The 18,667-nt window shown below is 65.3% G+C and carries 15 protein-coding genes; 11 read left to right on the top strand and 4 right to left on the bottom strand.

Annotated elements, in window-relative coordinates; translation table 11 throughout:
• Position 1: 1 nt before the first annotated feature.
• Genes ACVJGD_RS18495 through ACVJGD_RS18465 form a run of 7 tightly spaced genes read left to right on the top strand, consistent with a single transcriptional unit; the run spans position 2 to position 5,882 of the window.
• Positions 2-1,105, top strand: a complete 1,104-nt coding sequence (locus ACVJGD_RS18495) for a carbon-phosphorus lyase complex subunit PhnI (protein ID WP_456635690.1) — start codon at positions 2-4, stop codon at positions 1,103-1,105.
• Entirely contained in the window at positions 1,102-1,986 is an 885-nt protein-coding gene (locus ACVJGD_RS18490; protein ID WP_456635689.1) for an alpha-D-ribose 1-methylphosphonate 5-phosphate C-P-lyase PhnJ, read from the top strand. The genes ACVJGD_RS18495 and ACVJGD_RS18490 overlap by 4 nt, the downstream gene beginning before the upstream one ends.
• The gene (gene phnK / locus ACVJGD_RS18485; protein WP_456635688.1) at positions 1,979-2,779 is read left to right on the top strand and encodes a phosphonate C-P lyase system protein PhnK; all 801 of its coding nucleotides are present in this window, start codon (positions 1,979-1,981) and stop codon (positions 2,777-2,779) included. Before ACVJGD_RS18490 ends, phnK begins: the two co-directional genes overlap by 8 nt.
• An 8-nt stretch (positions 2,780-2,787) precedes the next feature.
• Positions 2,788-3,486: a phosphonate C-P lyase system protein PhnL gene (gene phnL / locus ACVJGD_RS18480; RefSeq protein WP_456635687.1), complete on the top strand. Its 699-nt coding sequence runs from the start codon at positions 2,788-2,790 to the stop codon at positions 3,484-3,486.
• Between the two features lie 26 nt (positions 3,487-3,512).
• Positions 3,513-4,664, top strand: a complete 1,152-nt coding sequence (locus ACVJGD_RS18475; RefSeq protein WP_456635686.1) for an alpha-D-ribose 1-methylphosphonate 5-triphosphate diphosphatase — start codon at positions 3,513-3,515, stop codon at positions 4,662-4,664.
• Complete coding sequence (gene phnN / locus ACVJGD_RS18470; protein ID WP_456635685.1) at positions 4,661-5,257, top strand: phosphonate metabolism protein/1,5-bisphosphokinase (PRPP-forming) PhnN; 597 nt, start codon at positions 4,661-4,663, stop codon at positions 5,255-5,257. Before ACVJGD_RS18475 ends, phnN begins: the two co-directional genes overlap by 4 nt.
• A gap of 13 nt (positions 5,258-5,270) precedes the next feature.
• Positions 5,271-5,882 (top strand): pyridoxamine 5'-phosphate oxidase family protein, encoded by a 612-nt coding sequence (locus tag ACVJGD_RS18465; protein ID WP_456635684.1) that lies wholly within the window; start codon positions 5,271-5,273, stop codon positions 5,880-5,882.
• 56 nt (positions 5,883-5,938) lie between these two features.
• On the opposite strand, the gene ACVJGD_RS18460 is transcribed toward ACVJGD_RS18465, so the two are convergent.
• Together ACVJGD_RS18460 and ACVJGD_RS18455 are read right to left on the bottom strand one after the other, a co-directional pair.
• Positions 5,939-7,663 carry a SulP family inorganic anion transporter gene (locus ACVJGD_RS18460; protein ID WP_456635683.1) on the bottom strand — a complete coding sequence of 575 codons (1,725 nt, stop codon included), beginning with the start codon at positions 7,661-7,663 and terminating at the stop codon, positions 5,939-5,941.
• Positions 7,664-7,672: 9 nt separating this feature from the next.
• Entirely contained in the window at positions 7,673-8,272 is a 600-nt protein-coding gene (locus ACVJGD_RS18455) for a TetR/AcrR family transcriptional regulator (protein ID WP_456635682.1), read from the bottom strand.
• Positions 8,273-8,375: 103 nt separating this feature from the next.
• On the opposite strand from ACVJGD_RS18455, the gene ACVJGD_RS18450 reads away from it, so the two are divergent.
• On the top strand, positions 8,376-9,620 hold the full coding sequence (locus ACVJGD_RS18450) for an efflux RND transporter periplasmic adaptor subunit (RefSeq protein WP_456635681.1): 1,245 nt from the start codon (positions 8,376-8,378) through the stop codon (positions 9,618-9,620).
• A gap of 108 nt (positions 9,621-9,728) precedes the next feature.
• The gene (locus ACVJGD_RS18445) at positions 9,729-12,911 is read left to right on the top strand and encodes an efflux RND transporter permease subunit (protein WP_456635680.1); all 3,183 of its coding nucleotides are present in this window, start codon (positions 9,729-9,731) and stop codon (positions 12,909-12,911) included.
• Positions 12,912-12,936: 25 nt separating this feature from the next.
• Here ACVJGD_RS18445 and ACVJGD_RS18440 read toward each other — a convergent pair whose 3' ends face one another.
• Together ACVJGD_RS18440 and ACVJGD_RS18435 are read right to left on the bottom strand one after the other, a co-directional pair.
• Positions 12,937-13,161 carry a hypothetical protein gene (locus ACVJGD_RS18440; protein ID WP_225703081.1) on the bottom strand — a complete coding sequence of 75 codons (225 nt, stop codon included), beginning with the start codon at positions 13,159-13,161 and terminating at the stop codon, positions 12,937-12,939.
• A gap of 209 nt (positions 13,162-13,370) precedes the next feature.
• Positions 13,371-14,171: an SDR family NAD(P)-dependent oxidoreductase gene (locus tag ACVJGD_RS18435; RefSeq protein ID WP_456635679.1), complete on the bottom strand. Its 801-nt coding sequence runs from the start codon at positions 14,169-14,171 to the stop codon at positions 13,371-13,373.
• A 192-nt stretch (positions 14,172-14,363) separates the two neighbouring features.
• Here ACVJGD_RS18435 and ACVJGD_RS18430 point away from each other — a divergent pair, with 192 nt between their 5' ends.
• Positions 14,364-17,834, top strand: a complete 3,471-nt coding sequence (locus ACVJGD_RS18430) for an indolepyruvate ferredoxin oxidoreductase family protein (RefSeq protein WP_456635678.1) — start codon at positions 14,364-14,366, stop codon at positions 17,832-17,834.
• Positions 17,835-18,078: 244 nt separating this feature from the next.
• Positions 18,079-18,438 (top strand): hypothetical protein, encoded by a 360-nt coding sequence (locus ACVJGD_RS18425; protein WP_456640287.1) that lies wholly within the window; start codon positions 18,079-18,081, stop codon positions 18,436-18,438.
• Positions 18,439-18,667 lie beyond the last annotated feature (229 nt).

The raw sequence follows: 18,667 nt of genomic DNA, 5'->3' as shown, positions 1-18,667 counted from the left end.
GATGTACGTTGCAGTCAAGGGCGGCGAACGCGCCATCGAGAACGCCCATCGCCTGCTCGCGCATGAACGGCGCGGCGACCGCGAGGTGCCGGAGCTTACGCTCGCGCAGATCTCCGAACAGCTTGCACTCGGCGTCGACCGCGTCATGGCAGAAGGCTCGCTCTATGATCGCGAGCTCGCCGCGCTCGCGATCAAGCAGGCGCGCGGCGACCTGATCGAGGCGATCTTCCTGGTCCGCGCCTTCCGCGCCACGCTGCCGCGCTTCGGCACCACCGAGCCGGTCGATACCGGCAGGATGCAGATCCGCCGCCGCATCTCCGCGACCTTCAAGGATATTCCCGGCGGCCAGATCCTCGGCCCCACTTTCGACTATACCCATCGCCTGCTCGACCCGCAGCTTGCCGAGGGTTTTGTGCCGGAGGTGCCCGCGGCAGGCGAGGTCTCGCAGGCCGAGACCCCACGCGTCACCGACATCCTCGGCCGCGACGGTCTGGTTGAATCGTCGCCGCAAGCAGAGGCGGACGCGCCGGTCGGCGACCTCACGCGCGAGCCGCTCAGCTTCCCGGCCGACCGCGACCTGCGCCTGCAGAATCTCGCCCGCGCCGACGAGGGTTTCCTGCTCGCGCTCGGCTATTCCACCCAGCGCGGCTATGGCCGCAACCATCCCTTCGCGGGCGAAATCCGCTTCGGTGAGGTCGATGTCGAATTCTTCGCCGAGGACGCGGGCTTTGCCGTCCCGCTCGGCTCGATCGAACTCACCGAGTGCCAGATGGTCAACCAGTTCAAGGGCTCGGCGACCGAGGCGCCGTGCTTCACCCGTGGCTATGGCCTCGCCTTCGGCCAGAGTGAGCGCAAGACCATGTCGATGGCGCTGGTCGATCGCGCGCTTCGTGCGCGCGAGCTCGGCGAGGAGGTGGGGGCGCCGGCGCAGGACGAGGAATTCGTGATGTCGCATTCCGACAACGTGCAGGCGACCGGCTTCGTCGAGCATCTCAAGCTGCCGCATTATGTCGACTTCCAGTCCGAGCTCGGCCTGCTGCGCAGGCTGCGCCAGGAATTCACTGAGGCCAACGCATCGGAGCCGCTGCAGGAGGCCGCCGAATGAACGCGCCGTCCTATAATTTCGCCTATCTCGACGAACAGACCAAGCGGATGATCCGCCGCGCGATCCTGAAGGCTATCGCGATTCCCGGCTATCAGGTGCCGTTCGCAAGCCGCGAGATGCCGATGCCCTATGGCTGGGGCACCGGCGGCGTGCAGGTCACCGCCGCGATCCTCGGTCCCGATGACGTCTTGAAGGTGATCGACCAGGGCTCCGACGACACCACGAACGCGATCTCGATCCGCAAATTCTTCGGCAAGACCGCAGGCGTCGCGACCACGACGTCGACGACGGAAGCAACGGTGATCCAGACCCGTCACCGCATCCCCGAAGCGACGCTTCATGAAGGGCAGGTGCTGGTCTATCAGGTGCCGATCCCCGAGCCACTACGTTTTCTGGAGCCGCGCGAGACCGAGACGCGGCGCATGCACGCGCTCGCCGAATACGGCTTGATGCATGTCAAACTCTACGAGGACATCGCGCGCTTCGGCCATATCGCGACGTCCTATGCCTATCCGGTGAAGGTGAACGCGCGCTATGTGATGGATCCGTCGCCGACGCCAAAATTCGACAATCCGAAGATGGATAATTGCGCGGCGCTGCAATTGTTCGGCGCCGGCCGCGAGAAGCGCATCTACGCGATCCCGCCCTATACGACGGTGGTTTCGCTCGACTTCGAGGACCATCCTTTCAAGCCGTACCGCTTCGACGCTCCTTGCGCGCTCTGCGGCGCGGAGAACTCCTATCTCGACGAAATCGTCACCGACGACAAGGGCGGGCGGATGTTCGTTTGCTCCGACACTGATTACTGCGAGCAGCGCCAGGCGGACGGCCATCGCGGCCGCGAGAGCGCGGCGCCGCACAAGGAGAGGGCGCATGTCTAAGCCGGTGACCACGCCCGACGATGACGAGCCGCTGCTGGTCGCGGACGGCCTGTCGAAGAACTACGGCCGGCTCGCCGCCTGCCGCGACGTGTCGTTCTCGCTCTATCCCGGCGAGGTGCTGGCGATCGTCGGCGAATCCGGCTCGGGCAAGTCGACATTGCTGCAACTGCTGTCGGCGCAGCTCTCGCCGAGCGCGGGCCGGGTGTCCTACCGCATGCGCGACGGCGTGCTGCGCGATCTTGCTTCGCTGGGCGAGGCCGAGCGGCGCTTCCTGTTCCGCACCGATTGGGGCTATGTGCATCAGGATCCCGCGCAGGGACTGCGCATGGCGGTCTCGGCCGGCGCCAATGTCGGCGAGCGGCTGATGGCGGTCGGCTGGAATCACTATGGCCGCATCCGCGACACCGCAACGACATGGCTCGATCGCGTCGAGATCGACATCGGCCGCATCGACGATGCGCCGAAGACCTATTCCGGCGGCATGCGGCAGCGCCTGCAGATCGCGCGCAACCTTGTCACCGAGCCGCGCCTGGTGTTCATGGACGAGCCGACCGGCGGGCTCGACGTCTCCGTGCAGGCCCGCCTGCTCGATCTCATGCGCAATCTCGTCAGCGAACTCAACCTCGCCGCCATCGTCGTCACGCATGACCTCGCCGTGGCGCGGCTGCTGTCGCACCGGGTGATGGTGATGAAGGGCGGCCGCGTCATCGAGACCGGCCTGACCGACCAGGTGCTCGACGACCCGCGCGAGCCCTACACCCAATTGCTCGTTTCCTCGATCCTGCCGCCATGAGGGCGCCGATGACTGCGATGATCCAGATTTCGAACGCGGCCAAGACCTTCACCATGCATCTGCAGGGTGGGGTCGAGTTGCCCGTGGTCAGCGGCGTCTCGTTCCATGTCGAGCCGGGCGAATGCGTCGTGCTGTCCGGTCCATCGGGCGCCGGCAAATCGTCGATCCTCAAGATGATCTTCGGCAACTACCGCTGCGACACCGGGCGGATCGACGTCCGCCACCAGGGCAAGGTGATCGATCTCGCCAGCGCCGAGCCACGCCAGGTCCTGAGCGTGCGCCGCGCCACCATCGGCTATGTCAGCCAGTTCCTGCGCGCGGTGCCGCGGGTGCCGACCATCGACGTCGTCGCCGAGCCGCTGGTCGCCAATGGCACGCCGCGGACCGAGGCGCACGACAAGGCCGGCGCGCTGCTCCGCCGCCTCAACATTCCCGAGCGGCTGTGGCGGCTGCCGCCCTCGACCTTCTCCGGCGGCGAGCAGCAGCGCGTCAACATCGCGCATGGCTTCATTTCCGATCTGCCGATCCTGCTGTTGGACGAGCCGACGGCCTCGCTCGATGCGGCCAACCGCGCCGTGGTGGTGGAACTGATCGGAGAGAAGAAACGCCGCGGCGTCGCGATGGTCGCGATCGTGCATGACGATGAAATCCGTCATCTGATTGCAGACCGAATCGTGGATGTCACGTCATTCGCTGCAGCGGCATGAGGGGGTGACATGAGAGGGAAGGGGAGATGACCGCAAGAGAGACCATCATCGGCAATGCCCGGCTCGTATTGGCGGACCGCGTCATCGAGCGCGGCTGGGTCGCGCTCGCCGATGGTCGTGTCGCCGAGTTCGGCGAGGGGAGCGCGCCCGATGGCGGCGAGGATGCCGGCGGCGACCTCATCATGCCCGGCATGATCGAGCTGCACACCGATCACCTCGAAGGCCATTACGTGCCACGCCCGAAGGTGTTCTGGGACCCGGTCGCCTCCGTCATCTCCTATGACGCCCAGCTCGCGACCTCAGGCATTACGACGGTGCTGGATTCGCTCCGGGTCTGGCGCGAGGATGGCGCCGAGGACGTCGACGGCCGCGCCGGCATTCTGGCTGCCGCGATCTCGGCAGCGCGCGAGGGCAATCTGCTTCGCGCGGATCATTTCCTGCATCTGCGCTGCGAGATCCCGATGCCGGACGTGGTCGCCGAAGCGAAGGAGCTGATCGATCGGCCCGACGTGCGGCTGATGTCGCTGATGGACCACACGCCCGGCCAGCGCCAGTTCCGCGACGAGGTGAAGCTGCGCGACTACTACCGCGGCAAGGGCGGCGGCATGACCGATGCCCAGCTCGACGAACTCTTCGCACGACGTTTCGCCAACCAGAAGGCCTATGCCGCCACCAACATGCGCGCGATCGTCGCGCTCGCGCATGAATACAAGATTCCGCTTGCGAGCCACGACGACACCACCGAGGAGAACGTCGTCGACGCCGTGCGAGACCGCGTTTCCGTCGCGGAATTCCCCACCACGATGGAAGCCGCGCGCGGGCTGCATGCGGCCGGCATCGATATCCTGATGGGCGCGCCCAATGTCGTGCGCGGCGGCTCGCATTCCGGCAACATCGCCGCCGTCGATCTCGCCCGCGAGGGGCTGCTCGACATCCTCTCGTCCGACTACATCCCTTCCAGCCTGTTGATGGCGGCGCTGCAATTGCCGCAGCACGTTCCCGCGATCGATCTCGCATCCGCCGTGCGTACGGTGACGAAGACGCCGGCTGAAGCGGTGGGGCTCACCGACCGCGGCGAGATTGCCGTCGGCAAGCGCGCCGACCTGATCCGCGTGCATATCGCGCGTGACCTCCCGGTAGTGCGCAGTGTCTGGCGCGAGGGGGAGCGGGTCGCATGACGGAAGCGCGCGCAGTTGCAATCGACGCGCCTGTTGCGATCGGCCCCGGCCGCCTGGTGCTGGTGGTCGGCCCGAGTGGCGCCGGCAAGGATACGCTGTTGGGACTCGCCCAAGCAGCCTGTGCTGATGACGGCAATGCCGTCTTCGCCCGCCGTGTGATCACACGCGCCTCCTCGGCCTCCGAGGACAATGACGAGGTCAGCGCGGAAGCGTTCCGCGAAGCGGTGGCGTGCGGCGACTACGCCATGCATTGGGAGGCGCATGGTCATTGCTATGCGCTGCCGCGCGCGATCGATGACGATGTCCGCGCCGGCCGCACCGTGATCGCCAATGTCTCGCGCACGGTGATATCGGTGGCCCGCCGCGCCTACGCCAATGTCGTCGTGGTCCAGATCACGGCGCCGCCGAACGTGCTCGCCGAGCGGCTGGCGATGCGCGGACGCGCGAGCGACGGCCGGATCGAGCATCGGCTCGGCCGCACCGTCGACGAGACGACGGCCGCTCCGGACTTCACCATCGTCAATGTCGGCGCCGCCGACTATCACGCGCGTCAGCTCGCGCGGATCATCAGGGGCAGCCGCTGGGACGAGTAAACAAGGGAAGCCGATGACACGTATCGCGACGATCGAACAATTGGAGGCGATCTACGGCTTCCCGAACGATGCCTCCACCGTCAAGGTCGCCGACCATATCACGCCGCCCTATCGCATCCTGATCGAGACGTCGCCGTTCGCGGTGCTCGCCACCGTCGGTCCGGAAGGCATCGATTGCTCGCCGCGCGGCGACCTGCCCGGCTTCGTCCGCATCCATGACGAGAAGACGCTGATGATGCCCGATCGTCGCGGCAACAACCGCGTCGATTCGCTTCGCAACATCGTTCGCGACTCGCGCATCGCGCTCTTGTTCCTGATCCCCGGCTCCGGCACCACGCTCCGCGTCAACGGCCGCGCCCATCTCTCCATCGATCCGGATTTGCTCGCTTCCTTCAAGATGGAGGGAAAGACGCCGCGCTCCGTCATCGTCATGACCGTCGACGAGATCTACTTCCAATGCGCCCGCGCCATCGTCCGCGCCGACCTCTGGAATCCCGACAAGCGCGTCGACCCCAGGACATTGCCGACTCCGGGCCAGATCCTCGCCAGCATGAGCGAGGACAAGGTCGGCGGCGAAACCTACGACCGCGAATGGCCGGAGCGCGCCCGCCAGACGATGTGGTGACGCGGCCCGCGCGATGCACGCTGCGCTCCCTCTCCCGCAAGCGGGAGAGGTGAAGTCTAGCGGGCGGCTTGGTCTTCCCAGTCCTCCCATGCCACATCACTGTTGATTTCCAGGTAGGTGGAGACGGCTGCGCCGACGGTCGGGAAGAAGCTGTCTTCACCAAGCTGCGCCAGCAATCCGAATTTCTTCAGCTTGTCCTTTACGGGATCCTTGAGTTCGGCAAATCGAAGCTCGATACCCCGTGCGTGCAACATCTCGTCCAGTTTGGCAAGCGTATCGCCGGCAGTGACGTCCACGCTGGTGACCGGCTCCGCGGCAACGACCAGCCAACGCACGGGCGTCGGCGATTTCGCCACGGCGTCCAGAATGCGCTCGTTGAAGAACTCGGCATTGGCGAAGAACAGAGGCGCGTCCCACCGAAACAGGACCAGACCGGGGATCTGGCGCGCATCCGGATATCTCGTGATGTCGTGATAGCCTTTCACGCGATCTGCGCGGCCCAATACGGCCGAGTGCGGGCGCCACGCGTCCCATAGAAACTCGGCAATGGCGATCGCGATGGCGAGACCAATGCCCGGAATGACTCCAAGCACTGCCACGCCGACAAAGCAGATGATCGATAGCCAGAACTCCCACTGCTGGATGCGATAGATTCGTTTCAGGTCGGTGACTTCGATCAAGCCGATCGCGCCGGCGATGACGACGGCGGCCAGCGCAGCGTTGGGCAGATGCCGAAGGAGGTTTGGTGCTGCCAGCAAAAGAAGGGCGATGGCCAGCGCGCCGACGACATTGGCCAGTTGCGTGCGGGCGCCCGCTGCTTCCGCAACCGGCGTCCGCGAACTGCTGCTGCTGATCGGAAATCCCTGGAAAAAGCCGGTTGCCAGATTGGCGGTGCCGAGCGCCACCATCTCCTGGTTGGGATCGGCCTGCGTGCCCAATCGCGCAGCAAAGGCGCGCGAAAGCACGCTGGTATCGGCGAACGATATGAGCGCGACGGCGCACCCGCCGATTATCACCGGCAATATGTCGTCGTAGCCGATCCGGGGAACGGCGAAGCCCGGCAGGCCTTCCGGAAGAGGACCCAGAACGGTCACGCCGTACTGGGGCCCGAGATCCAGCGCACCGACGACGACCGTCGCCCCGACCACCGCGATCAGAATACCTGGCAGCCGCTTGTTGTTGCGGAGCAGGAGCATGACGATCAATGTGCCGAGCCCGATCCCGAACGCGACCCAGTTGGTCCTGCCTTCAAGGATTGCACCGGCGATCGCCCGCAAGCTCCACAACAGTCCATCGCTCTCAATGGAAAAACCGAACAGCTTTGGCAGTTGGCTGACCAACACCGTCAGGGCAATGCCGTTCATATAGCCGTAGCGTATCGGCTTGGAGAGCAGCTCGGTCACGAAACCCAGACGCACGATGCCGGCCAGAATGCATATCGTCCCGGACACGATGGCCATCGCGCCGGCCAAGGTTATGGCGCGCAGAGGATCGCCGCCGGACAACGGAACGACGACACCGAGGATGACGGCTGCCAGAGCCGAGTCCGGCGCCAGCACAAGGATGCGGCTGGGGCCGAACAATGCGTAGACGAGCAGCGGTACGATCGTTGCGTACAGACCATAGATGCCAGGCAGACCCGATGCTTCCGCGTAGGCAATCCCAACCGGCGCCAGCATGGTCGCCAGCACGAGCCCGGCGAAGACATCGCGCGGAAGCGACGCCGCTTCATAGCGACGGAGGGTGTAGAGACCAGGCAGCCAGCAGCTCCAATGCTTCATTGCCGGTCACTATGAATTGCTCTGCTCCTCGAACGCCTTCAGCGATACCGCAGCGACCTGCCGCAGCGCCTCGCGGTCCGCGCCGGACGAAGCCATCACGCCCATGCCGGCGATAACCGCGGAAAGATAGCGCGCGAGCGCGGCAGGGTCGGCGGTTTCCTTGAGATCACCCTCGGCTCTCGCCCTTACGAAGCGGTCGCGGAGCTGGTTTTCGGTCTGCGCCCGATGGGCGGCGAGTTCGAACGGAACGTTTTCCGAACCGGTGCCGCAGGCAAGGCCGCCCTGGACCAAGAGGCAGCCGGGCGGGTTGGCCGGGTCGGTCTGGGTATCGGCGGTGCCCATCAGGATGCGCTCGGCCACTTCGCGGGCGGTCGGCGCGCTCACGATTTGTTCCAGCCAGCAGGCGCGCTTGGCGCTGTAACGATCGAGCGCGGCCTTCAACAGGCCCTCTTTGCTGCCAAAGGCCGCGTACAGGCTTGGCGGATTTATGCCCATGGCGTCAGTGAGTTGCGCGATCGTCGCGCCCTCATAGCCGTGCCGCCAGAACACTTCCATCGCCTGGTCCAGCGCCGCGTCGGCGTCGAACGCCCGGGGCCTGCCCATCGCCATTGCGTGCTCCCTGAAAATTTCTTAACATCCGCTACATAAGTATCTTGCGGACCGGCGTCCAGCTCCACATTTGTAGTGCTCACTACAATTCTGGAGCGCGCAAATGCCCCCATCCCGCATCACCCCCCGTTCCGGCCGGTTCCGACGCATCGTTGTCGGCATTGTGATCCTTGGCGCTATCGCAGCGGCCGGATCGGTCCTTTCCGGCCGCTATTTCCATGCCGCGCAGGCAACCAGTGCCGCCACCGCACCGGAGCCGGCCGTCGCCGTGACGGTCGCGGTGATCGAACCCCGACAGGCCAATCTGTGGGACGATTTCTCCGGCCGGCTCGAAGCCATCGACCGGGTCGAGCTGCGGCCGCGTGTCGCCGGTGCGATCCTTTCGACCAACTTCACCGAAGGCTCGCTGGTGAAGGCCGGCGATGTCCTGTTCAAGATCGATCCCGCGCCTTACGCCGCGGAGGTCGACAAGGCCAAGGCACAGCTCGAGGCCGCCAAGGCGCGCGTGGTCTTCACGACCAGCGAGCTCGAGCGCGGCGCGCAACTCGTCGGCAACGCCGTCGTGACCCGGCGCGACTATGACCAGCGCGACAACGCCAATCGCGAAGCCATCGCCAACGTCAAGGCCGCCGAAGCGACGCTGCAAACCGCAAAGCTCAATCTCGACTACACCGAAGTGCGCGCGCCCGTGGACGGCCGCGTCGGCAAGTTCGAGGTCACCGTCGGCAATCTCGTCGCCGCCGGCACGGCGTCGCCGGTCTTGACGTCGCTGGTCTCGGTCAATCCGATCTATGCCAGCTTCGATGCCGACGAAGAGGTGGTGCTGCGCGCGTTGCACTCGATCGCAGATAGCTCCGGCACCCGCGGCAATCTCGATCGCATCCCAGTGGAGATGACCACGTCGGGCGGCACCACAGCGAAGGGCCACATCCAGCTCATCGACAACCAGGTCAACGGCCAGAGCGGCACCATCCGCGTGCGCGCGGTGTTCCGCAATGATGACGGCCGCCTGATCCCCGGCCAGTTCGCTCGCGTGCGGATGGGCCAGCCGCAGAAGCAGACGCTGGTCCTGGTGGACGAACGTGCGATCGGCACCGACCAGGACAAGAAGTTCGTGATGGTGGTTAGCGAGGACAACCGCGCGGTCTACCGTCCGATCACGCTCGGCGGCACCGTCGATGGTTTGCGCATCATCACGTCAGGCTTGAAGTCCGGCGAGCGCATCGTCGTCAACGGCCTGCAGCGCGTGCGCCCCGGCGCTCTCCTGAAGACGGAGGTCGCCGAAATGGGCGCGCGCGGCACCCAGCGAGCCTCCAACGAAGACAACAAGCACGTGGTGCAGCGCTAGAGCATGATCCGGAAAAGTGGAAACCGGTTTTCCCTGCGACAAACGCGAAGCGTTTGCGCGGAGATCATGCTCAGACAAAGATAAGATGCTGCGCACAGGGGCACACCTATGAATCTCTCGAAATTTTTCATCGACCGGCCGATCTTTGCGGGCGTGCTGTCGGTCCTGATTTTCCTCGCCGGCCTGATCTCGCTTCTGGCGATGCCGATCTCGGAATATCCCGATGTCGTGCCGCCGTCGGTCGTGGTGCGCGCCACCTATCCCGGCGCCAATCCGAAGGTGATCGCGGAAACGGTCGCGACCCCGATCGAGGAGCAGATCAACGGCGTCGAGAACATGCTCTATATGAGCAGCCAGGCCACCACCGACGGCGCGATGACGCTGACGGTGACCTTCCGCCTCGGCACCGATCCCGACAAGGCGACGCAGCTCGTGCAGAACCGCGTGCAGCAGGCCGAGCCGCGGCTGCCGGCCGTGGTGCGCCAGCTCGGCATCATCACCAAGAAGAGCTCGCCCGACCTCACGATGGTCGTGCACCTGCTGTCGCCGAACAACCGCTACGACATGACGTATCTGCGCAACTATGCGGTGCTCAACGTCAAGGACCGGCTGGCGCGGATCGACGGCGTCGGCGACGTCCAGCTCTATGGCGCCGGCGACTATTCGATGCGGGTCTGGGTGGATCCTCAGAAGGCCGCCGAGCACGGCCTGACCGCGAGCGACATCGTCAGGGCGATCCAGGCGCAGAACGTGGAGGCCGCCGCGGGCGTCGTCGGCTCCTCGCCGAGCGTCAAGGGCATCGACCTGCAGCTTTCCGTCAACGCCGAGGGCCGGCTCGCCAGCGAGGAACAGTTCGGCGAGATCGTGGTGAAGACCGGCGCGCGCGGCGAGGTGGTGCGGCTGCGCGACGTTGCCCGCATCGAGCTGGGAGCCTCCGAATACGGCCTGCGTTCCTTGCTCGACAACAAGCAGGCGGTCGCGATCCCGATCAACCAGGCGCCCGGCTCCAATGCGCTGGATATCTCCACCAAGGTCCGCGCCACCATGGCCGAGATCAAGAAGAACATGCCTGACGGCGTCGACTACAAGATCGTTTACGACCCGACCCAGTTCGTGCGTTCCTCGATCGAGGCGGTGGTGCATACGCTGCTGGAAGCGATCGTGCTGGTCGTCCTGGTCGTGATCCTGTTCCTGCAGACCTGGCGCGCCTCGATCATCCCGCTGCTCGCGGTGCCGGTGTCGATCGTCGGCACCTTCGCGGTGATGCATGTGTTCGGCTTTTCGATCAACGCGCTCAGCCTGTTCGGCCTGGTGCTCGCGATCGGCATCGTCGTCGACGACGCCATCGTCGTGGTCGAGAACGTCGAGCGCAATATCGAGTCCGGCCTGTCGCCGCGGGACGCCACCTATCAGGCGATGAAGGAAGTGTCCGGCCCGATCATCGCGATCGCGCTGGTCCTGATCGCCGTGTTCGTGCCGCTCGCCTTCATCTCCGGCCTCACCGGGCAGTTCTACAAGCAGTTCGCGCTGACGATCGCGATCTCGACCGTGATCTCGGCGATCAACTCGCTGACGCTGTCGCCGGCGCTCTCGGCGCTGCTGCTAAAGGGCCATCACGAGCCCAAGGACAGGCTCACGCTCATCCTCGACAAGGGGCTGGGCTGGTTCTTCCGCGGCTTCAACCGCGTCTTCACGCGCTCCTCGGAGAATTACGGCCGCAGCGTCGGCAAGGTGATCTTCGGCAAGGCCGCCGTGATGGGCCTCTATGTGCTCCTGATCGGCGTCACCGCCGTGCTGTTCAAGCAGGTGCCGAGCGGCTTCGTCCCCGGCCAGGACAAGCAGTATCTGGTCGGCTTCGCGCGGCTGCCCGATGGCGCGACGCTCGATCGCACCGAAGAGGTCATCCGCAAGATGAGCGACATCGCGCTGACCCAGCCGGGCGTCGAAAGCTCGGTCGCGTTCCCGGGGCTGTCGATCTCCGGCTTCACCAACTCCTCCAACGCCGGCATCGTGTTCTCGACGCTGAAGCCGTTCGACGAGCGCAAGGACGCTTCGCTCAGCGGCAATGCGATCGCGGCCGACCTGAACAAGAAATATGCCGGCATCCAGGAAGCCTTCATCGCGATGTTCCCGCCGCCGCCGGTCAACGGCCTCGGGACCATCGGCGGCTTCAAGCTGCAGATCGAGGATCGCGCCGGCCTCGGCTATGACGCCCTCAACGATGCGACCAAGGCGTTCATGGCGGCGATGTCAAAGGCGCCGGAGATCGCCGGCCTGTTCTCGAGCTTCCAGGTCAACGTGCCGCAGCTCTATGCGGATATCGACCGCACCAAGGCGCTGCAACTTGGCGTCCCGGTGACGGAGGTCTTCAACACGCTCCAAATCTATTTGGGCTCGTACTACGTCAACGACTTCAACAAATTCGGCCGCACCTATTCGGTCTATGTCCAGGCCGACGCGCCGTTCCGCGCCCGCGCCGACGATATCAGGCAGTTGAAGGTGCGCTCGTCCTCCGGCGACATGGTGCCGCTGTCGGCGTTGTTGAAGATCCGCCAGAGCGCGGGACCCGAGCGCGCGATCCGCTACAATGGCTTCCTGTCCTCGGACATCAACGCCGCCGCCGCGCCCGGCTATTCGTCCGGCCAGGCGCAGGAAGCGGCGACGCGGATTGCCGCCGAAGTGCTGCCGCCGGGCTTTGCCTTCGAATGGACCGACCTGACCTATCAGGAGTTCATCGCCGGCAATTCCGGCATCTGGGTCTTCCCGCTGGCAATCCTGCTGGTCTTCCTGGTGCTGGCCGCGCTCTATGAGAGTCTCACGCTGCCGCTCGCGATCCTCATGATCGTGCCGATGGGGCTCTTGGCTGCGATGTTCGGTGTCTGGCTCTCGGGCGGCGACAACAACATCTTCACCCAGATCGGCCTGATCGTGCTGGTGGGGTTGTCGGCGAAGAACGCGATCCTGATCGTCGAATTCGCGCGCGAGTTGGAGTTCGCCGGCCGTTCGCCGATCCGCGCCGCGATCGAGGCCAGCCGCTTGCGTCTTCGCCCGATCCTGATGACGTCGATGGCGTTCATCATGGGCGTGCTGCCGCTGGTGCTGTCGACCGGTGCGGGCTCGGAGATGCGGCGTGCGATGGGCGTCGCGGTGTTCTCCGGCATGATCGGCGTCACGATCTTCGGTCTGTTCCTGACGCCGGTATTCTATGTGTTGCTTCGCAGCGCCACCGGCATGAAGCCGCTGACGCATCACGGCGAAGCTACGATTCCTGCAAAGGCACACGCGGCATGATGCCGCGTGTGCTCAAACCTTAATTTCAGGCGGCGAGGTCCTGCAGCAGCTTCGACGAGCCGCGGACCAGCACCTTGCGTCCGGCCGGCGTTAGCACAAGCGATTCGCCGCGCATCGCGACGAGTCCGAGCGTGATCAGGCTTTCGACTGAAAACCTGTTTATTCTCGAAGGATTTGCTGCAGGTGCGCGCAGCGCCTTGAGAACTTCCCATTGATCCGCCGTCAATTCGGTGTCGAATTCGTCGTTCATGGTTCCTCGGATTCGTTAACCATTGGCGAGCGCGGTTTACCCAGCGCTCATGAAGAACATGCGACCAGATCGAGTCAGGATTTCGAACAGAGCGTCACATCATCGTGTGGCTGGAATCCTTCAACATTTTCAAGAATTCCATTGAATCTTAACCACGCAGGACAGTGGTGCTGCCGCTTCTTCTTCGCCCCGTCCTTGCATTAACCAACTCAGCCACGCCGTACGCTGGCACCGCCATCCACAGGCAAGGTTACTCCGGTAATAAAACTCGCTTCATCTGAAGCCAGAAACAGCGCGGCGTTGGCGACGTCCCAGCCGGTGCCCATCTTGTGTCGCAGCGGTACCTTGCTGTCGCGCTCGGCCTCGACCTCAGTGCGGCTCTTCTTGAACTGGCGGGCGCGGGTGTCGACTGCCATCGGCGTGTTCATCAGGCCGGGCAGGATCACATTGGCGCGAATGCCGTATTGCGCATTCTGATAGGCGAGTTGTTCGGTGAAGGCGATCATCGCCGACTTCGTCGCCTTGTAGGCAACGTAAGGGTAGGTCGTGATCGCGGCCATCGACGAGATGTTGATGATGGCGCCGCTTCGCTGCGCGCGCATGATCGGGATCACATGCTTGGCGGCGAGGATGCAGCTCTTGAGGTTGATCGCGACGCAGCGGTCGAACGCCTCCTCGCTGATCTCGAGCAGTTCGGCATCGCCGCCGGAGAGGCTGACGCCGACATTGTTGTGCAGGATGTCGACCTTGCCCCAGCGCTGATGCGCATCCGCCACCATCGCCTTGATCTCGGCGTGCTTCGTCACGTCGGCCTTGAAGACTGCAGCGGTACCGCCCTTCGCCGCGATCATGTCGACCGTCTCCTGCGCCGAGTCCAGGTGATGGTCGACGCACAGCACCCTGGCGCCTTCGCGCGCGAAGGTCAGCGCGGTGGCGCGGCCGTTGCCGATGCCCTCGCCGGGGCTCTGGCCGGCGCCGACGACAATGGCGACACGATCTTGAAGGCGCATCTCGTTTCACTCCCGCTGGTCCATCGGGGTCTTCCCCGTTGCCGCCACCGTTTCAAAGTGGCGCCATCGCGGCAAGAGGCGACGGCTGCCGTGAGATATGCCGTCAGACCATGAATGCGGTCCTGTCCATGCATAGCAAAATCAGTGCATGCTATGCGGCAACGACAGAATCTGCAGGGACGGGGAGCGAGCATGTCGCTGATGGAAGTTGGCCTGGACGACAAGTACCGGTTGGACGTCAAACGCATCTTCCTTTCCGGTACCCAGGCGCTGGTCCGGCTTCCCATGTTGCAGCGCGAACGCGATCGCGCGCAGGGTCTCACTACCGCGGGTTTCATCTCCGGCTACCGCGGCTCGCCGCTCGGCATGTACGACCACACGTTGTGGCGGGCGAAATCCTTCCTCAAGCAGCATGACATCGCCTTCGTCCCCGGCCTCAACGAGGATCTGGCGGCGACCGCTGTGTGGGGCAGCCAGCAGGTCGGGATGTTTCCGGGCGCCAAGGTCGATGGCGTGTTCGGCATCTGGTACGGCAAGGGCCCCGGCGTCGACCGTTCGCTCGATGCGCTGAAGCATGCCAATTCGGCCGGCACCTCGCGGAACGGCGGCGTGATCGCGCTCGCCGGCGACGATCATGGCTGCCAGTCGTCGACGCTGGCGCATCAGAGCGAGCAGGTGTTCGCGGCAGCGCTGATGCCGGTGGTCAATCCCGCGACGCTGCAGGATTATCTGGACCTCGGCATCCTCGGTTTTGCCCTCTCGCGCTATAGCGGCTGCTGGGTCGGCTTCAAGGCGATCTCGGAGACGGTGGAGAGCTCGGCCTCCATCATCAGCGATCCCGACCGCATCCGGATCATCACGCCTGACGATTTCGAGATGCCACCGGATGGCCTTTCCATCCGCTGGCCGGATGCGCCGCTCGAACAGGAGCGGCGCCTGCACGGCCCGAAGATGCAGGCCGTTGCCGCCTTCGCCCGCGCCAACCGCTTCGACCGCATCGTGCTCGACTCCAGGCCGGCGCGGCTCGGCATCATGGCGACCGGCAAGGCCTATCTCGATCTGCGCCAGGCGCTCGCCGAACTCGGCATATCGGATGCCGAGGCGCAGGCGCTCGGCCTTCGCATCTACAAGGTCGCGCTGACCTGGCCGCTGGAAGAAGCCGGAGCCCGCGCCTTCGCCGAAGGTCTGCAGGATGTTCTCGTGGTCGAGGAGAAGCGCGGCTTCATCGAGGAGCAGCTCATCCGCATCCTCTACAATGTCGATGCCTCCAAGCGTCCGTCGGTGGTCGGCAAGCGCGACGAGAGCGGCGCGGTGCTGCTGCCGAGCGAAGGCGAATTGACGCCGACCATGGTCGCCGCCGCCGTCGTCGCACGGTTGCGCAAGCTCGGCCATCGCAGCCCGATGCTGGAGCAGCGGCTCGCAAAACTCGAAGCTTTCGACCGGCCGGCGGAAGGTATTGGCGCCGCAAAACTGCAGCGCACGCCGTATTTCTGCTCGGGCTGCCCGCACAACACCTCGACCAAGATCCCGGAAGGCAGCCGCGCCATGGCCGGCATCGGCTGTCACGGCATGGCGCTGTCGATCCCGGCGCGCCGCACCGCGACCATCTCGCATATGGGCGCGGAGGGCGTGGCCTGGATCGGGCAGGCGCCGTTCACCGACGAGAAGCACGTCTTCCAGAATCTCGGCGACGGCACCTACACCCATTCCGGCCTGCTGGCGCTGCGCGCCGCGGCCGCCGCCGGCGTCAACATCACCTACAAGATCCTCTATAATGACGCGGTCGCGATGACCGGCGGTCAGCCCGCCGAGGGCAGCTTCACGGTGTCGCAGATCGCGCATCAGGTCGCCGCCGAGGGCACCAAGCGCATCGCCATCGTTTCCGACGATCCCACGAAATATCCGGACAACTATTTCCCCGCGGGCGCCACCATCCATCACCGCCGCGAGCTCGACGCGGTGCAGCGCGAGCTCCGTGACGTCGCTGGTCTCACGGTCCTGATCTACGACCAGACCTGCGCGGCGGAGAAGCGCCGTCGCCGCAAGCGCGGGCTCTATCCCGATCCGCCGAAGCGCGTCTTCATCAACGAGCGCGTCTGCGAGGGCTGCGGCGACTGCTCCGTGCAGTCGAACTGCGTCTCGGTGCAGCCGCTCGATACCGAGTTCGGCCGCAAGCGCCGCATCGACCAGTCCAACTGCAACAAGGATTTCTCCTGCATCGAGGGCTTCTGCCCGAGCTTCGTCACCGTCCATGATCCCAAGCTGCGCAAGGCCGACCGCGCAGCCGCCGATCCGTCGGCGCTGTTTGCCGACCTGCCGACGCCGAAGCCGCAGGCGCTGTCCGGCCCCTACAACATCCTCGTCACCGGCATCGGCGGCACCGGCGTCATCACCATCGGCGCGCTGCTCGGCATGGCGGCCCATGTCGAGGGGCTGGCCTGCTCGACGCTCGACTTCACCGGTCTGTCGCAGAAGAACGGCGCGGTCATGAGCCATGTCCGGCTTGCTTCCAATGTGGAGGATCTCGCCAGCGTCCGCATCGCCGCGGGCGGCGCCAACCTGATCCTCGGCTGCGACATCGTGGTTGCGACCAGCGTCGCGGCGTTGAGCCGGGCCGAGCGCGGCGTCACGCGCGCGATCGTCAACGCCGATCTGCTGCCGACCGCCAGCTTCGTGATGAATCCGGACATCGATTTCGAGGCGGGCGCGATGCGCGATGCGCTGAGCGAAGCCGTCACCTCGTCCGACCTCGACATCCTCGATGCCACCGGCCTAGCCACGGCGCTGATGGGCGACAGCATTGCCACCAACGCCTTCCTGCTCGGCTTCGCCTTCCAGCGCGGCGCGGTGCCGTTGTCGCTTGACGCGCTGATGAAGGCGATCGAGCTCAACGGTGCCGCGGTCGAGATGAACAAGCTGGCCTTCTCATGGGGCCGGCTCGCCGCGCACGATCTGGCGCGCGTCGTCAGCGCCGCGCGCTTCAAGACATCGAGCGCAGCGCCAGCGAGGCGCACCCTCGACGAGACCATCGCCTTCCGCGCCAAATTCCTCACCGACTATCAGGACGAGGCCTATTCGCAGCGCTACCTTGCCGACGTCGCACGGGTGCGTGCCGTCGAGTCAGCGGCCGCTCCCGGCTCGCATGAACTGACGGAAGCGTTTGCAAAAGGCCTGTTCAAGCTGATGGCCTACAAGGACGAGTACGAGGTCGCCCGTCTCTATACCGATGGCGAGTTCGCGAGGGCGTTGAAGGAGCAGTTCGACGGTGAGCCCGGCCTGAAGGTGCTGCTGGCGCCGCCGCTGTTCGCTCGCCGCGACAAGGTCACCGGACATCTGCAGAAGCGCGAGTTCGGGCCCTGGGTGTTCGGCGCGTTCAGGCTGCTGGCGCGGCTGAAGCGCTTGCGCGGCACCGCGCTCGACATCTTCGGCTACACCGCCGAGCGGCGGATGGAACGGGCGCTGCCGCAGGAATATTCCGCGATGATCCTGGGCCATCTCGACAGCAAGCCGCTCGATTTGCCGCGGCTGGTGGCGCTGGCGAGGGCGGCCGAACTGGTGCGCGGCTACGGCCACGTCAAGGAAGCCAACGTCGCGCGCTATCGCCAGGAATGCCAGCGGCTGGAAGCCGCGATTGGCCAGCCGGTCGCGCAGGCGGCTGAATAGGTTCCGATCCAGTCCGGTGCTTGGGACGATTCTTGGGCCGATTCTTGGGCCGCATGAAGCAACCTGCGGCCATTACTTTCGTTGATCGGTAACCGTGCCCACAGGATCGGCTGGAATTGCCCGGCCGGCTTCCTACATGATGGGCGTGTTCCATTTGGAGTCATTTCGGAGGCGTTCGGTGAGCTCCAGAAATGCAATTCTGGCCGCCGTTGCCACCGCCGCCCTGGTCCTGAGCGTCCCGGCGATGGCGGACGAGTACCGTCCCGGCGACTATTTCAATCTCGACCTCTCCAAGGCCGTGCTGTCGCCCAAGCGCCTCGGACCGTCCACTGAGTTCGCGCCGGTTCCCGTCGAAGCCAAGAGCGATCGCAGTGATGCTGCACACGTGGTCGCGGAACCGAAGCCGGTGCAGACGACGAGAGTGAGGGCGGCCCGCGCCGCGACGGCTGCGCCGGCGCCGCAACGCTCAGTGCGCACCGAGCGCCGGACTCCCGCCCGCGCGAAGCTTGCCCGCCGCCACAGCAATCCGCTCGACGCCCAGGCCCGCGACACCCGCATCCAGACCTGGCCCTGCCGCTCCGGCGGCATCTGCAACTGGCGCTGATCGCGTTCGCTTCTGTGGAAGCCCCTCAGACGGCAGACCCTCATCCTGAGGAGCGCGCTCGCGCGCGTCTCGAAGGATGAGGCCCCGATCTCGCAGCCGGGCCACATCCTTCGAGACGGCGCTGGCGCGCCTCCTCAGGATGAGGGGATAGAGTTGAGTCCGCTGCTTCAACGTTTCTCATCCACGTTCTTTCGATCCGCGAAGCCCACGAGTCATCCGCCTGTCGTAA

It is taken from the genome of Bradyrhizobium sp. USDA 10063, from assembly GCF_054063735.1.
This window is presented reverse-complemented; position numbering and strand designations above follow the sequence as displayed.

Excerpts from the sequence above, each read along its gene's own strand:
- phnL (WP_456635687.1), top strand. The coding sequence starts at position 2,788 with ATGACTGCGATGATCCAGATTTCGAACGCGGCCAAGACCTTCACCATG.
- phnN (WP_456635685.1), top strand. The coding sequence starts at position 4,661 with ATGACGGAAGCGCGCGCAGTTGCAATCGACGCGCCTGTTGCGATCGGC.
- ACVJGD_RS18430 (WP_456635678.1), top strand. The coding sequence starts at position 14,364 with ATGTCGCTGATGGAAGTTGGCCTGGACGACAAGTACCGGTTGGACGTC.
- ACVJGD_RS18450 (WP_456635681.1), top strand. The coding sequence starts at position 8,376 with ATGCCCCCATCCCGCATCACCCCCCGTTCCGGCCGGTTCCGACGCATC.
- ACVJGD_RS18425 (WP_456640287.1), top strand. The coding sequence starts at position 18,079 with ATGGCGGACGAGTACCGTCCCGGCGACTATTTCAATCTCGACCTCTCC.
- ACVJGD_RS18495 (WP_456635690.1), top strand. The coding sequence starts at position 2 with ATGTACGTTGCAGTCAAGGGCGGCGAACGCGCCATCGAGAACGCCCAT.
- ACVJGD_RS18460 (WP_456635683.1), bottom strand. The coding sequence starts at position 7,663 with ATGAAGCATTGGAGCTGCTGGCTGCCTGGTCTCTACACCCTCCGTCGC.
- ACVJGD_RS18465 (WP_456635684.1), top strand. The coding sequence starts at position 5,271 with ATGACACGTATCGCGACGATCGAACAATTGGAGGCGATCTACGGCTTC.
- ACVJGD_RS18490 (WP_456635689.1), top strand. The coding sequence starts at position 1,102 with ATGAACGCGCCGTCCTATAATTTCGCCTATCTCGACGAACAGACCAAG.
- ACVJGD_RS18445 (WP_456635680.1), top strand. The coding sequence starts at position 9,729 with ATGAATCTCTCGAAATTTTTCATCGACCGGCCGATCTTTGCGGGCGTG.
- ACVJGD_RS18475 (WP_456635686.1), top strand. The coding sequence starts at position 3,513 with ATGACCGCAAGAGAGACCATCATCGGCAATGCCCGGCTCGTATTGGCG.
- phnK (WP_456635688.1), top strand. The coding sequence starts at position 1,979 with ATGTCTAAGCCGGTGACCACGCCCGACGATGACGAGCCGCTGCTGGTC.
- ACVJGD_RS18435 (WP_456635679.1), bottom strand. The coding sequence starts at position 14,171 with ATGCGCCTTCAAGATCGTGTCGCCATTGTCGTCGGCGCCGGCCAGAGC.
- ACVJGD_RS18455 (WP_456635682.1), bottom strand. The coding sequence starts at position 8,272 with ATGGCGATGGGCAGGCCCCGGGCGTTCGACGCCGACGCGGCGCTGGAC.
- ACVJGD_RS18440 (WP_225703081.1), bottom strand. The coding sequence starts at position 13,161 with ATGAACGACGAATTCGACACCGAATTGACGGCGGATCAATGGGAAGTT.